At 61.7% G+C, this 12,345-nt stretch carries 13 protein-coding genes; 4 read left to right on the top strand and 9 right to left on the bottom strand.

Translation table 11 applies throughout. From position 1 onward, the window contains the following. Window positions 1-11: 11 nt before the first annotated feature. The 4 genes from AB4Z38_RS00680 to AB4Z38_RS00665 form a co-directional block, all read right to left on the bottom strand. Entirely contained in the window at window positions 12-1,106 is a 1,095-nt protein-coding gene (locus AB4Z38_RS00680) for an ABC transporter permease (protein ID WP_441427931.1), read from the bottom strand. Beyond that, complete coding sequence (locus AB4Z38_RS00675; RefSeq protein ID WP_441427930.1) at window positions 1,103-2,644, bottom strand: ABC transporter permease; 1,542 nt, start codon at window positions 2,642-2,644, stop codon at window positions 1,103-1,105. Before AB4Z38_RS00675 ends, AB4Z38_RS00680 begins: the two co-directional genes overlap by 4 nt. Window positions 2,645-2,820: 176 nt before the next feature. Continuing rightward, on the bottom strand, window positions 2,821-4,596 hold the full coding sequence (locus tag AB4Z38_RS00670) for an ABC transporter family substrate-binding protein (protein WP_441427929.1): 1,776 nt from the start codon (window positions 4,594-4,596) through the stop codon (window positions 2,821-2,823). Window positions 4,597-4,957: 361 nt separating this feature from the next. Beyond that, the gene (locus AB4Z38_RS00665) at window positions 4,958-6,724 is read right to left on the bottom strand and encodes a GNAT family N-acetyltransferase (protein WP_441427928.1); all 1,767 of its coding nucleotides are present in this window, start codon (window positions 6,722-6,724) and stop codon (window positions 4,958-4,960) included. Between the two features lie 84 nt (window positions 6,725-6,808). Here AB4Z38_RS00665 and AB4Z38_RS00660 point away from each other — a divergent pair, with 84 nt between their 5' ends. Continuing rightward, a complete protein-coding gene (locus tag AB4Z38_RS00660) occupies window positions 6,809-7,588 on the top strand; it encodes an alpha/beta fold hydrolase (protein ID WP_441427927.1) in 780 nt (259 codons plus the stop codon). Between the two features lie 13 nt (window positions 7,589-7,601). On the opposite strand, the gene AB4Z38_RS00655 is transcribed toward AB4Z38_RS00660, so the two are convergent. From AB4Z38_RS00655 to AB4Z38_RS00645, 3 genes are all read right to left on the bottom strand, one after another. Next, window positions 7,602-8,114, bottom strand: coding sequence for a hypothetical protein (locus AB4Z38_RS00655; RefSeq protein ID WP_441427926.1), 513 nt, complete (start codon window positions 8,112-8,114; stop codon window positions 7,602-7,604). 111 nt (window positions 8,115-8,225) lie between these two features. Next, complete coding sequence (locus AB4Z38_RS00650; RefSeq protein WP_234748386.1) at window positions 8,226-8,528, bottom strand: HigA family addiction module antitoxin; 303 nt, start codon at window positions 8,526-8,528, stop codon at window positions 8,226-8,228. Next, on the bottom strand, window positions 8,515-8,796 hold the full coding sequence (locus AB4Z38_RS00645) for a type II toxin-antitoxin system RelE/ParE family toxin (RefSeq protein ID WP_441427925.1): 282 nt from the start codon (window positions 8,794-8,796) through the stop codon (window positions 8,515-8,517). Before AB4Z38_RS00645 ends, AB4Z38_RS00650 begins: the two co-directional genes overlap by 14 nt. A gap of 342 nt (window positions 8,797-9,138) precedes the next feature. On the opposite strand from AB4Z38_RS00645, the gene AB4Z38_RS00640 reads away from it, so the two are divergent. The 3 genes from AB4Z38_RS00640 to AB4Z38_RS00630 are packed head-to-tail and all read left to right on the top strand — an operon-like array spanning window position 9,139 to window position 11,201. Beyond that, a complete protein-coding gene (locus AB4Z38_RS00640) occupies window positions 9,139-9,831 on the top strand; it encodes a histidine phosphatase family protein (protein ID WP_441427924.1) in 693 nt (230 codons plus the stop codon). 24 nt (window positions 9,832-9,855) lie between these two features. After that, a complete protein-coding gene (locus tag AB4Z38_RS00635) occupies window positions 9,856-10,434 on the top strand; it encodes a DUF3090 domain-containing protein (protein ID WP_441427923.1) in 579 nt (192 codons plus the stop codon). After that, on the top strand, window positions 10,434-11,201 hold the full coding sequence (locus AB4Z38_RS00630) for an SCO1664 family protein (protein ID WP_441427922.1): 768 nt from the start codon (window positions 10,434-10,436) through the stop codon (window positions 11,199-11,201). Before AB4Z38_RS00635 ends, AB4Z38_RS00630 begins: the two co-directional genes overlap by 1 nt. 355 nt (window positions 11,202-11,556) lie before the next feature. Here AB4Z38_RS00630 and AB4Z38_RS00625 read toward each other — a convergent pair whose 3' ends face one another. Both AB4Z38_RS00625 and AB4Z38_RS00620 read right to left on the bottom strand, forming a co-directional pair. Beyond that, the gene (locus AB4Z38_RS00625) at window positions 11,557-11,976 is read right to left on the bottom strand and encodes a type II toxin-antitoxin system VapC family toxin (RefSeq protein WP_441427921.1); all 420 of its coding nucleotides are present in this window, start codon (window positions 11,974-11,976) and stop codon (window positions 11,557-11,559) included. After that, window positions 11,973-12,206, bottom strand: a complete 234-nt coding sequence (locus AB4Z38_RS00620) for a FitA-like ribbon-helix-helix domain-containing protein (RefSeq protein WP_441427920.1) — start codon at window positions 12,204-12,206, stop codon at window positions 11,973-11,975. The genes AB4Z38_RS00625 and AB4Z38_RS00620 overlap by 4 nt, the downstream gene beginning before the upstream one ends. Window positions 12,207-12,345: the final 139 nt, after the last annotated feature.

Genomic DNA, 12,345 nt, shown 5'->3' with positions numbered 1-12,345 from the left:
ACGGGTAGCACTCAGCTGCCTTTCGAGGCATCGGCAACCGGCGCCGTCGTGCTGGAGTGGCGCGTTGTTTCGACGGCGGTCTTGGCTTTGAACTTCTTCTGCCGCGGATCGAACGCGTCCCGCAGGCCGTCGCCGATGAAGTTGATGCTCAAGCAGATGAGGATGATGAACAGGCCCGGGAACCAGAAGAGCCACGGCCTTGTAGCGAAGGCTTCTTGGTTCTGCGCAACCAACAGGCCGAGCGAGGTATCGGGAGCCTTCACGCCGAGGCCCAGGTAGCTGAGGGCGGTCTCCAGCAGGATCGCTGCGGACATGGTCAGCGTCACGTTCACGATCAGCACACCGACGGCGTTGGGGAGGATGTGTTTAAAGATGATCCTTGCGTTGGATGCTCCGGAGATCCTGGCCGCGTCTACGAACTCCCGCTCGCGCAGGGTCAGGAACTCACCGCGGACCAAGCGGGCGAGGCCCACCCAGAGGACGAAGCCAAGAAAGACGCCAAGAATGACGACACCGTTGTTGGAAGCGAAGCCTGCAATCCAACTTCCTTCATCCCTGCGGTTGGCAATCTGGCCAACCACGGCCGCAAGGAGCAGCACAGGGATGATGATGATGACGTCGGTGAGGCGCATGAGGACGGCTTCCACCCAGCCGCGGAAATAACCGGCAAGACCGCCGACGATTGCGCCGACCGCACCCGCGATGGCGCCGATCAGGACCATGACAGTGATGGACTGTTGGGCACCGCGCATGGTCATGGCAAACAGATCGCGTCCAATCCGGTCCTGGCCGAACGGGTGCTCTCCCCAGGCAAGGGGCCACAACGACGACGTCGGGACACCATCGTTGACGAGGGGCGAAACGTCCACGTGGTTGTACTTCCACCACCCAGGGATGCCAAAAGCACCCACTGAAGTGAAAGCGAGCAGGAAGATCGCAGCGAACACTGCGAGCCCGATCAAGGCACCGGTGTGGCCAAAGAACCGTTTACGGACAATCTGGCCTTGGCTGAGGCCACCGGTAACTTCGATGCCGGCCTCGGCGCGTGCTGCTTCGGCAAGCGCCTGTTGTGCCAGAATTTCTTCCTCTTGGGTTGGCTGGCTCATGCTTTGATCCTTACGCGTGGGTCGAGAGCGGAGTAAGCGAGGTCCGCTACGAGGTTGAAGACCATCGCGGTGATGGCGACACACAAGAAGACGCCCATAACCGGGTTCACATCGGAGCGTTGCAGTCCGTCAATGAACAGGAAGCCCATCCCGCGGACGGAAAACACCGATTCCGTGATGACCGCACCACCGATCAATGCGCCGATGTCGAACGCGACGATCGTCGCGATGGGTATCAGGGCGTTCCGGAACGCGTGGCCCATGATCACTGACCGTTCACTCAAGCCCTTTGCCCGTGCTGTCCGGATGTAGTCCATGTTCATGATTTCCAGCATCGACGAGCGCGTGAATCGCGTATAGCTGGCCAGGGAGACCAGGATCAGGGCGATCGTGGGCAATACGAGGTGGGTGAGCGTATCGGTGGACATGATCCAGAAGTCGCCTTGGATGTTCGGGGTTCCCGCCCCGATGGTCGCGATGGGACGCCCACGAACCCGGCTGTTGTTGAAGTACGACGGCCAGGCCTGCATGAAGCGGTCCAGGACCACGAGCGCTCCGACCAGGAACGCGGTGATAGCGGCGGCACGCATTGACTGTCCACGGTCGAAACCGCCCATGAAGTACCCGACGGCCACGCCAACAAGGATGGTGGCGATGGCAAGGAGGAAAATCATGAGCCCGGTCGCGTCATTGAGTAACGGCTGGACAGCGAAGTAGGCGATCACGCCGATGCCCACCACGATCAGGCTCGATTGCAGGGCCTTGCGGTTCTTGAGCCCTGAAACCAATACCGTGACTCCGAAGGCAATTCCCACTCCAAGAATGGCGATGATGACGGGACCCAGACCGGGATTGCGGAACCACTGCGTCAGGGAGAAGTAGAAAAGGACAAGGGACACAGCCGCGAAGACCGAGCCACCGACGATCAGTCGGCGTTTGGCCGCTCCACCGACGACCACTGCGGCGATGACGCCGAGAACGGCACCGATCCCCAAGGCCACGGCAGGCGGTATTTCCGGATTTCGAAGGAAGTCGTTGAAGCCGATGGCACCGAATTCCTTGAGGAGGACGGCCACCCAGAAGATCGGCAGCGAGAAGAACAGGAACGCCATGAACGTCACGCCGTAGTCCAACGCACTGTACTGGCGGAGGGCGGTGACGATGCCGAGGGAGATGCCGATCAGGATAGCTAGGACTGTGGCGCCCGTGACGAGCGTCAGGGTTTGAACCAAGGCAAAGCCGAGAGCCTCCGTAATTGGCTGTCCAGCGATGTTCTTGCCAAGGTTGCAGGCGTTTCCAAACGGCACAACACATTGGGCCGCACCGCCAAGCCACTTGAAGTAGCGCAATGGCGGCGGAGTGTTGAGATCAAGCAGATTGATGCGGGCATCCATCAGCGCTTGCCGGTTCGGCGCGCTGCTGGCTCGGTATTCTGCCAGGGGATCTCCGGACGACGCTGTCAGGAGATACACCAGGAACGATGCTCCGAGAAGAATGAATGCGGCGGTAACCAACCGCCGGACTATATAGGTCAACATGGTGAGGAACCTCGAAATCCAGGCCCGGGTTCGCCGGCGCCCATCGCAGAATCGTGCCCGTTCCCCTGGTGAGGTTGTGGGAAACGGACAATATGCCGGTGCACCAACCAAGGCGCCGGGACCATGGTACGTCGGTCCCGGCGCCTTGGCAGGTAATTTAGCTCAGCGAGCAAGGTTTACTTCTGGGCCCACTCCCAGAAGTTCCACCAAACACCGGTCTGGTTCGGCATGAGCTTCACGCCGGTGATGCGGTCGCTGTAGGCGTCCACGTTCACTGACTGGAAGAGGGGAACACCGTAAGAGCTGTCCCAGATCTTCTTGTCGATCTGCTTTTGGAGATCGTCCTGCTTGCTGCGGTCGGTGGTGACCACAAGCTCCTCCATCAGCTTGTCGGCGTCGGTGTTGCTGAACTGGTTGAAGTTGTTGCCACCGGCGGTCTTGAAGATCTGCGGAACGCCGGAGACTCCGACACCCGGGTTGATCCACCCGAAGATGGTTGCGTCATAGCCGCCCTTGCCCAAGGCCTTGCCCCAGTCAGAGGCGCCCAAGCCGCCGTCGACGATCTTGAAGCCAGCCTTGGTGGCGGATTCGCGGATCAGCGAGAAAGCGTCAACACGGTTCGGGTTGTCCTTGTTGTACATGATGCGGATTTCCGGAGTAGCACCGTTCAGGAGCTTCTTGGCACCATCAATGTCGACGTCCTGGTAAGCCGAGGAGCCATTGTTCTTGGCGGAATCAGCGTAGGCAGCCTGCTGGGGAACGAAGATCTGGGAGTCCAGCGGCTTCGCGTTCGGATCAAGCTTGCCGATGATCTTGTTGACGATGTCCTTACGGGGAACCGTCTTCATGAAAGCGGTACGCACGTTCTGGTCGGCCAGCGGACCCGAGAAGTTCAGATCCAAGTGGTCGAAGGCCAGCTGGTTGCCCTGATCTACGGTAACGCCCTGGCTGGAGAGTGCCTTCAACTGGTCGAGGGTGTCCGCGGAAGCCTGCGGGGCAATGATGTCCGCCTCGCCGTTCTTGAGGGCCTGGACCTGGGCCGGCGCCGAACCGATGTATCGGACGGTGATTTCGTCAAGGTTTGGAGTCGGTCCCCAGTTGTAGTCTTTGTTGCGGACCATGGTGAGGGACTGGTCCTGGTTCATGCTCTTGACGATGTAAGGACCGTTTGAGAGGAACAGGGTCGGGTCGGCAGGAAGCGTCTTCGTATCGAAGCCGGTGTTCCACATGTCCGACATTGCCTTCAGCTTCGGATCCGCGGGAAGTGGTGCCTTGGAATCTCCGCGCGGCTTGCTCTTGAAGAAGTCAATCAAGGCCTGTGTGTCCTTCAGGCCGGCCTTCTGGGCAAGGACGTGGGCAGGAACGTCAATGCCGGGACCACCAAGCACGATTTCCCAGTCGGCGAACGGCTTGGAGTACTTGAGCGTGAGGGTCTTGTCGTTGTTGCTGATCTCCGGGAAGTCCGTCAGACTGAGGCCCGTGTTGTCACCGGCGTACGAGAAGTAGGACGTACCCGTCTTGGCCTTGGAATCGGCGTCGTCGTAGTAACCGGAGAAGGCCGCCCATTGCAGGAGGAGGTCAGCTGCGGAGACCGGGGTGCCGTCAGACCACTTCACACCGTCGTTGATGGTGTACTTGACGGTCAGCGGGTTGTCCGAGACCTTCTCCATCTTGCCGAACTTGTCGTTGTGAACGACGTTCAGCTTGTTGTCGATGTAGTAGAAGCCCGAGTGCGTGGCGTAGCTGACCTTGGAGTTGATGTCAGTATTGCCGTCGGCTGTGTTGGGGTTGAACGTGTTGAAAGCGTTGACCTCGACCACAGTGGCCGTGCCACCCGTCTTGGCTGCTCCGGTGGATGGGGTATTGCCACCGGAATTGCCGGCACAGGCGCTCAGTGCGATCGCGGCGATTGCCGCAATACCCACTGCTTTGGAAGTACGTCCGAAACGCATTCCGCCTCCTATTTTTTTGAGTGGAAAAAGCCGGCGCTGTTGACTCCGGCAGACTGCCACAACCCCCTCAGCAGGCTTGTGGCTGGTCTCACATGAGCAGTAGCCTAGCGCCCGGAACGGATGTTTGGGTCCAAAGTTTCCCGCCGGTAAAGTTTGTTATCGAGATGCAATCATCGAAGGACGTCCTAGTGGTTCCGTAATCCACGCCAACATGACATAAGGCCCGATTCAAGGCGAATCGGCGCTTATGTCAGTTAATTCCCCATCACTGAACCCTCCAGGCGGGGAACGCTGGGAAGGGGGCGAGGTATCGGACTTCCCAGGCCACTCGAAAATCGCCAACGACGCGCAGGGAAGGCTTTTATATGCGCCGTTTCAGTCCTACGTGGGCGGTCCGATATCCGAGTCGGGTGTAGAAGGCCCGAGCCCGTTCCCGTGCTTCGTCGGTGGTCACCTGTGCCAGTTGCGCCCCGCGCGCACGACCAAAATCGTGTGCCCACTCAAGCATCGCGGTGCCCAAGCCATGTGAGCGTTCCGCGGCCGCAACCCGCAGTCCCTCGATCTGTAGACGGGAAGAACCACCCCGGGAAAGACCTGGAATGACGGTCAATTGCATCGTCGCAACGATGCGATCGGCATCATTGCGGACAACCCCCAGATAGTTGGAACTGTCGCGCACAACCAGGTTGTAGGCCCCCTCGTATCGTTCGAGCTCGACGCACTCACGATCGGGACCGAACTGATCATCAGACAACAGCGCGGCGATGGCCTCCACATCATCGCGACTCGCCCGTTCCAGCCTGAAGGTCCGGCCGTCCACCCGCAGCAGTCCTCGAACTGAGGATCGCGCATCTGCCTGCAAACGAGCGACCAGCAGATCAAGCCATCCGCCGACGTTGGCTCGCGCCTCAACGGTGTCGGGATAACGGCATCTCAAGTGCAGACCGGACTCGTCCAGGATGAACCAAAGCATGACGCCGTCGGTGTCGATTGTCGCGCTCACATAATGGGCGTCGAGTCCGACGGAGTCGATTCGCACCGGCAGCCTGCGCAGGTCCAGCCAGGAGATCGCGAACATACCGGGAGCTACGGGCATGCCGCCCCATGGAGCCAGCACGTCCGCGAGAGGCCACGAGCCAAGCTGCACAGCCTCTTTTACCGCGGCCGCCGCAGCGCGCGGCTCGGCGACCGCCGACTCAAGTACCGAATTAGTAATGAACCAGCCGACTGAGTCATGCCAGCGGTCGTCGAAGCGGCTGTGCACGGGAAAAACGGCTCGCAGCGGGGTTCCCGCCAACTCGCGGGTCACCGCTGTCATCGCAACAACAGCGAGTGCAAGCGTCGAGACACCGTCGTTGCGGGCCTGCGCAGCAAATGCTGCACCATCGTCGAGATCGAACACATCGCGAACTTCCACACGCTCGCGCTGCGGATCTGGCGCACCCAGGGGCAGTGGGAATTGCGGCATGACGCCGCCGCTGTCCCGGATGATGTCTTCCCATCGGCGACGCACATGGTCCGGCGCCGCATCCCGATCCAGCAGTGCTTGCGTGTGTTCAACAAATGCGGGCGCTGCCCCGGGTAACGGTTCACGGCCGGCCCTCCCCGCATCGAGCGCAGACAGCAGGTCTCGCGCGATCACCAGCATGGACCACATATCGACGTGGGCGTGATCGGCCGCAATCACGACGGTGAGTCCAGCGGCAGTCTCCGATACGCACAGCCGGTGTGAGGGCTGTTGGTATGGCGAACATGCTGCATCGAGAATGTCCCGCACCGCGTCATTGACGGCCTGACCAGAAGATACATGATGCTCGACCCAGGTTCCCGGACCAATGTCAATTTCGTGAAGCTCCGGATCACCATCCGCACCGGGCACGAATGCCGTTCGCAGTGTGCCATGACGGGCGACGACAGCCAGCCAGGCATCGGCAATTGACTCACGACGAGTTGGTGTCGGCAGCCGAAAAGACAATGCCATCCAGGAGCCGGGGCGGTCGCCTGCTCCCACATGGAGCCGCTGGTCAAAGGACACTGGAAGACGCCGGCCGAGCGCAGACACACTGACGTCGTAGCCCCAAAGTCGTCCGAACGGTAGGCGCAGGTGGGTGACGTTGGTCAGCCGCATGGCAGTATCCTATCGCCCCAGATAGCCTGAATACTCAACGCGGCCGCTCGAGGTGGCGCGGTCAGTCACGAAACGAGGAGCCTGATGCCCACTTTCGAGGTTCCCGGAGCCGAGCTTGCGGTTGCTTTGAGCGACGAAGGTGGACACCCGGTTGTCCAACTGCATGGCCTTACCTCAAGCCGCGCGCACGATCGGGTGCTCAACCTCGACCTCGGTCGAGGGCTTAGTGGAACTCGACTGCTGCGGTACGACGCACGCGGCCATGGCCTGTCGACGGGGCGGAAGGTCCCCGAGGACTATCAATGGCAAAGCCTCGCATACGACCTCCTGCGACTGCTCGATCATTGGTTCCCGGGCGAACGTGTCCACGGAGTTGGTCCCTCCATGGGTACCGGCACACTCTTGCACGCCGCTTCCCGCGAGCCAGACCGCTTTAGCGGGCTGACACTTATGGTGCCACCGACGGCGTGGGAAACCCGAACTGCACAGGCTGCAAACTACCGAGTTGCCGCGGCGCTTATCGAATCTGTTGGTGTCGAGGCATTCCTCGCCACCACGCGCGGAGCAGCACCGCCGCCGGCCACAATTGGTGCGCCGGAGACGGTGCCCGACGTCGCCGACGCCCTCTTGCCGTCGTTGTTTCGAGGCGCGGCACTTAGCGATCTGCCTGGTCTTGAGGCCGTCGCGCGAATCGACGTACCGACGACCATCTTGGCGTGGGTCGATGATCCGGGCCACCCGCTGTCAACCGCGGAATCCCTTGCCGCACTGCTCCCGCAAGCAACGCTGACGGTCGCCCGGACCCCCGGAGATGTCGAAACCTGGCCGAGTATTCTGAGCAGGGATGTCGCCCGTCGGCGTTAAGACAGGATGATCGTTACCCGATCAGGTAGACCATGCCGCGCCCCTCGTCGGCGAGATTGGTGGCGAAGACCCGAGCCCGTCGAAGATAGCCAACGGCATACTCGGCGTCAAGGTCCCGATCGACACATGGCGAATCCGGCAACCGCAGCCTCACCTCCGCATCAGAGATATCGTCCAAGTCCTGAGCAATCGCCAAAACCTCGGACGGAGTCAAGGCCTTTACCCACGGATCCCAACCTTCGCCATGCATGGTCACGTTGCCTTCAAACATACGAAAAGCGGGTCGCGCCGCCATGGCCGCCCCCAATGGGGCCGTGAGAACCTGCAGATGCCGCCATGCCTTGTCCAGATAGAGCATGTCGCGCTCAGATATCAATTGTTCGAAGGTGGTACCACTGATCCCGACACCAGGGTCAAGGCCCCAAGCATCAGCAAGCGGATCAACCGACACGAAGGTCATCGGGTCGGAAAGCACCTGTTCAGTGAGGTCGCCGTCGAATGCATATGCGTAATATCTGATTCCCATTCACCAAGTATTGCCAAAGCGCAAGCTGCGCAGGACGGCTTAGTTGCGTTATGTGGATAACTCGCGAGATGAACTGTACCGGCATGTCGATGACCAGCCGCACCGATTTGTTCACGCGACCTTGAGAGGCGTGATGGCAGCGATCTGCCCAGCCGCACGATCTTCGGCAACGTCGAGATCGTAATGCGTCTGCAGGTTGAGCCAAAACTGAGCCGACGTTCCAAAATACTTGCCGAGACGTAGTGCCGTGTCGGCTGTGATCGCACGCTTGCCGTGCACTATCTCATTGATTCGGCGCGGCGGCACATGGATCGCCACGGCGAGCTTGTTCTGCGTGATGCCGAAACCCTCAATGAAATCCTCCATGAGAACTTCACCTGGGTGAATCGGCGCAAGATAGTCAATGGTAGTCAACGATCTCCACCTCCTCTGGTCCAGCGTCTGTCCACCTGAAGCAGATCCGCCACGGGTCCTTGATCCTGATGCTGTATTGACCGGTCCGGTCACCTTTCAGTGCTTCGAGCCGGTTCCCCGGCGGAACGCGGAGATCCTCGATCGACTCCGCGGACCCCACCTGGCGAAGCTTGCGGAGGGCGGACCGAAGGATCCGTGAATCCATCGAAGCCACATGCTCACGACGCCACAGTCGTTCGGTGTCTTTGCTCCCGAACGACCTGATCACGACGTCAGGATATAACGCACAGCGTTAATAACGCTAGACGTTAAATCGGAGCCCCACCACGTTCCGTCACAGGGAAGCGTCTCGGCACGACGTTGGGCTGCGCGCACGATCCGGAGGAGGAAAGCGGTTCGCTGTGGACCGTCCGAGCCCCCGATTCCCCGCCGGCTGAATGCTGGGGCTCGGCCATCGACGAAGGACCGGGCACCTGACCAGGATGTAGACGCCGTGCTCGCCGTGGGCAGCAGGCGTCCGGCCGGCGAAGTCGCCCTGGTCTACCCCGTGCCGGATAGGACGGCGTAAATATCGGCTCCACCGCAGCGAGCGGGTGGTTAGGCTGGGTGGATGGCGACAGTTATTCTCGTACGGCACGGCCGCACTACAGCCAATGCCACGGGGCTGCTGGCCGGGCGGGCGGTCGGCGTCAGTCTGGACCAAGTCGGGCGCGACCAGGCGGCTCTGGCTGGAGACCGGCTCGCGGCGGTGCCCTTGGTCGCGGTGGTGTCGAGCCCGCTTGAGCGTTGTCAGCAGACCGCCCAGCTCATCCTCGATCGCCAGGCTGGCACGCCGTACGCGCCGGTCGATCTCGATCTCACCGAGTGCGACTACGGCCAGTGGCAGGGCCGCATGCTCAGTGATCTCGCGACCGAGGATCTGTGGCCGGTTGTGCAGTCCCAACCGTCCGCCGTCGTCTTTCCTGGAGGTGAATCCATGGCCGCGATGCAGGCTCGGTCGGTGGCGGCGATTCGACGCCACGATGCAGCCTTCGAAGCCGAGTACGGGCCAGGAGCCGTGTGGGTTGCGGTAAGTCACGGTGACATCATCAAGTCAATCCTCGCCGACGCGCTCGGCATGCACCTTGACCTGTTCCAGCGTATTACCGTGGGCCCGGCTTCCGTATCGATCGTGCGCTACGGCGGTAACCAGCCGAGCGTCTACGCGACCAACACCGATGCGGGTGATCTGTCCTGGCTGTCGAACGGCATCCAGTCCGGCGATGCGCCGGTGGGCGGCGGTTCAGGGCGGAAGGCGCCATGAACCTCATGTGCCTAGAATACTGACATGCCTACACGTGTTCACGAGTTTGCCTGGCCTGATCGGGTCGTCGTCGGCACCATTGGCCTTCCGGGGGCGCGCACATTCTACCTGCAGGTGCGCGCAGCGACGCAGATCGTGAGTGTGGCCCTGGAGAAAGAGCAGTCGGCTCTGCTCGCGGAGAAGATCGACGAAATTCTCGACCAGCTCATCGCTGTGGAGGGCAACCCCTTCAGCGTCCCCACGGGTACGCCCATTGAACTTGTCGACAATGACCAGCTCGAGGCCGTTCAGGAGCAGTTCCGCACCGGCGCCATGAGCTTAGGGTGGGACCCAACCACGGCCCAGATCGTACTAGAGGCCTTCCCCATCACCGATGCCGATGCCGATGCCGATGCCAATGCCAATGCCAATGCCAATGCCAATGCCAACGATGACGACGGCGCTAACGAGACCGAAATGCTGCTGGTCCGCATGCCGGTCGGCACCGCCCGCGCCTTCGCCAAGCGCACCCGTGAGATCGTGGGCGCCGGGCGTCCGACGTGCCCGCTCTGTGGGTACCCCATCGACGCCGACGGGCACATCTGCACCCTTCCCGAGGTCTGATGCCAGCGCCGGACCTGGTGACCGCCGAGTTGAAGCTCACCGGCCGCATCACGACGGCTTCAAACGCCACATTTCTAGGCAGCATCGGCGACGTGGTCGTCGTCTACAAGCCGATAGCCGGCGAAACTCCGCTGTGGGACTTTCCCCACGGCACCCTGGCTCACCGGGAGGTGGCCGCGTACTTGGTCTCACGGGCCTTCGGCTGGGACATCGTGCCGCAAACCTGGCTGCGCGATGGTCCGATGGGCGAAGGAATGGTGCAGCTCTGGCAGGACCAAGACCCCGCCCAAAACGCCGTAGATCTGGTCGCGACGGACCACATGCCGGAGACGGGCTGGAAACACGTTCTCGAGGGACGGGATGAGAACGGACGCATGGTCACCCTCGTTCACGAAGACTCGCCAGCGCTCAGGCGCATGGCGGTGTTCGACACGGTCGTCAACAACGCCGACCGCAAGGGCGACCACATTCTCGCCATGCCGGACGGACACCGGCACGGCGTGGACCATGGGCTCACCTTTCACCGTGACCACAAGCTGCGCACGGTGCTGTGGGGATGGTTGGGAGACCCTCTGACCGCCGAGGAACGCGAGGGCATCGATCGTGTCAGTGAAGGACTGCGCAGTGAGCTGGGCCGAAGCCTGGCGGACTTGCTCAGCGCCGAAGAAATCGCATCGCTCGCCGCGCGCTGCGCCCGGTTGCGCTTGGCAGGGCGGTTTCCGGCTCCGAGCGGTGAGATGTCGGCGGTGCCCTGGCCGCTGTTCTAAGGGAATTACAGCTACGGGCTTCGCGGGCTGTGTGACGTTGATGGCATGGATCTTAAAGTATCTACGGAGCTAGCCGCTCCCATCATGGCCCGGTACCGGCCAGTCATCGACGCTGTCGTACCTGTGAAACGCCGAGGGCGTTTCCATGGTCAGATTCACGGTCCGAAGAGCCGATGAAGAGGAAGAAGTCGTCCCGACTCACTTCGTGCCTTCACTCGACTATGCTCACATCCAAGCGGAACTAGACTTTGAAGCGGGACTCGACCACATCGCCGCGGTGAGAAACGTTTGCGTTCGGCTCTTCTCCGAGCTTAATCAGGGTGCGGACCGTCTCGGGACCAGCCCGGCTCGTCGGTCAGCCGCTCCAGGGGTCGATCAACTCGATCCCAACCTGCGCGAAGTCCTTGGTGTTCCGGGTCGCGCAGGAGGCTCTGCGGGCCCGGCAGATAGCGGCGATCTGGGCGTCGGCACTGCTGATCGGCATCCCTGCCCGCTCGCGGGCGACCACAACGTCTGCGTAGTAATCGGCGGCCTCGTCGTCGAACGCCAGTATCGCCTGGGTCTCCCGGTAGGGTTGCAGCGCGGCGTCGATCCTCCCCGCCAGCGCCGACTTGCGCTTGCCGTCCGAGAGACGATGCACGCCGGCTAGGAGCTCGGCGAGCGTGACGGCCGTGATCGCGACGTCGCCGGCGAGAGCCTCCAGCCACGCCACGACGCGGGCGTCCGGGCGGGGTCGGAAGACCTCAGAGATGACGTTCGTGTCGAGGACGATCACCCGAAGTCCACCGCCCGCGCGACGTCGGTGCGTTCGGGGACGACGAGATCGTCGATCCCGCCGATCTCCTGCGCCGCCTGCATAAGCGCCAGGCCGATGTTGGGTCTGCGCGTGGCCTTCGTGAGGATATCGCGGGCCTCGGCCTCCATGGAGCGGCCATGCTCCTTCGCCTGAGCGGCGAGTTGCTTCTTTACGGACTCGTCGAGCCCTCGGACGACTACGGATGCCATCGGAACCACCTCCTCAACTGATATCAATGATGATAGCACTCGAGGAGAGGTTCCGGGAGCGCAGTTGATCAGCGGGCACTGACATGAGGGGTGACGTCCACGAACGCGACCGTCAACAGGTCCGATGTGACCTCAGCAA

This window comes from Arthrobacter sp. 2RAF6 (genome assembly GCF_052115205.1).
In the GTDB taxonomy this organism is placed as follows: domain Bacteria; phylum Actinomycetota; class Actinomycetes; order Actinomycetales; family Micrococcaceae; genus Arthrobacter.
The sequence above is the reverse complement of the archived record's forward strand: the minus strand, read 5'-3'. Positions and strand labels throughout refer to the sequence as shown.

Bases quoted from the DNA above. Each gene is read 5' to 3' on its own strand.
- AB4Z38_RS00680 (WP_441427931.1), bottom strand. From the start codon at position 1,106: ATGAGCCAGCCAACCCAAGAGGAAGAAATTCTGGCACAACAGGCGCTT.
- AB4Z38_RS00660 (WP_441427927.1), top strand. From the start codon at position 6,809: ATGCCCACTTTCGAGGTTCCCGGAGCCGAGCTTGCGGTTGCTTTGAGC.
- AB4Z38_RS00620 (WP_441427920.1), bottom strand. From the start codon at position 12,206: ATGGCATCCGTAGTCGTCCGAGGGCTCGACGAGTCCGTAAAGAAGCAA.
- AB4Z38_RS00635 (WP_441427923.1), top strand. From the start codon at position 9,856: ATGCCTACACGTGTTCACGAGTTTGCCTGGCCTGATCGGGTCGTCGTC.
- AB4Z38_RS00665 (WP_441427928.1), bottom strand. From the start codon at position 6,724: ATGCGGCTGACCAACGTCACCCACCTGCGCCTACCGTTCGGACGACTT.
- AB4Z38_RS00630 (WP_441427922.1), top strand. From the start codon at position 10,434: ATGCCAGCGCCGGACCTGGTGACCGCCGAGTTGAAGCTCACCGGCCGC.
- AB4Z38_RS00675 (WP_441427930.1), bottom strand. From the start codon at position 2,644: ATGTTGACCTATATAGTCCGGCGGTTGGTTACCGCCGCATTCATTCTT.
- AB4Z38_RS00655 (WP_441427926.1), bottom strand. From the start codon at position 8,114: ATGGGAATCAGATATTACGCATATGCATTCGACGGCGACCTCACTGAA.
- AB4Z38_RS00640 (WP_441427924.1), top strand. From the start codon at position 9,139: ATGGCGACAGTTATTCTCGTACGGCACGGCCGCACTACAGCCAATGCC.
- AB4Z38_RS00670 (WP_441427929.1), bottom strand. From the start codon at position 4,596: ATGCGTTTCGGACGTACTTCCAAAGCAGTGGGTATTGCGGCAATCGCC.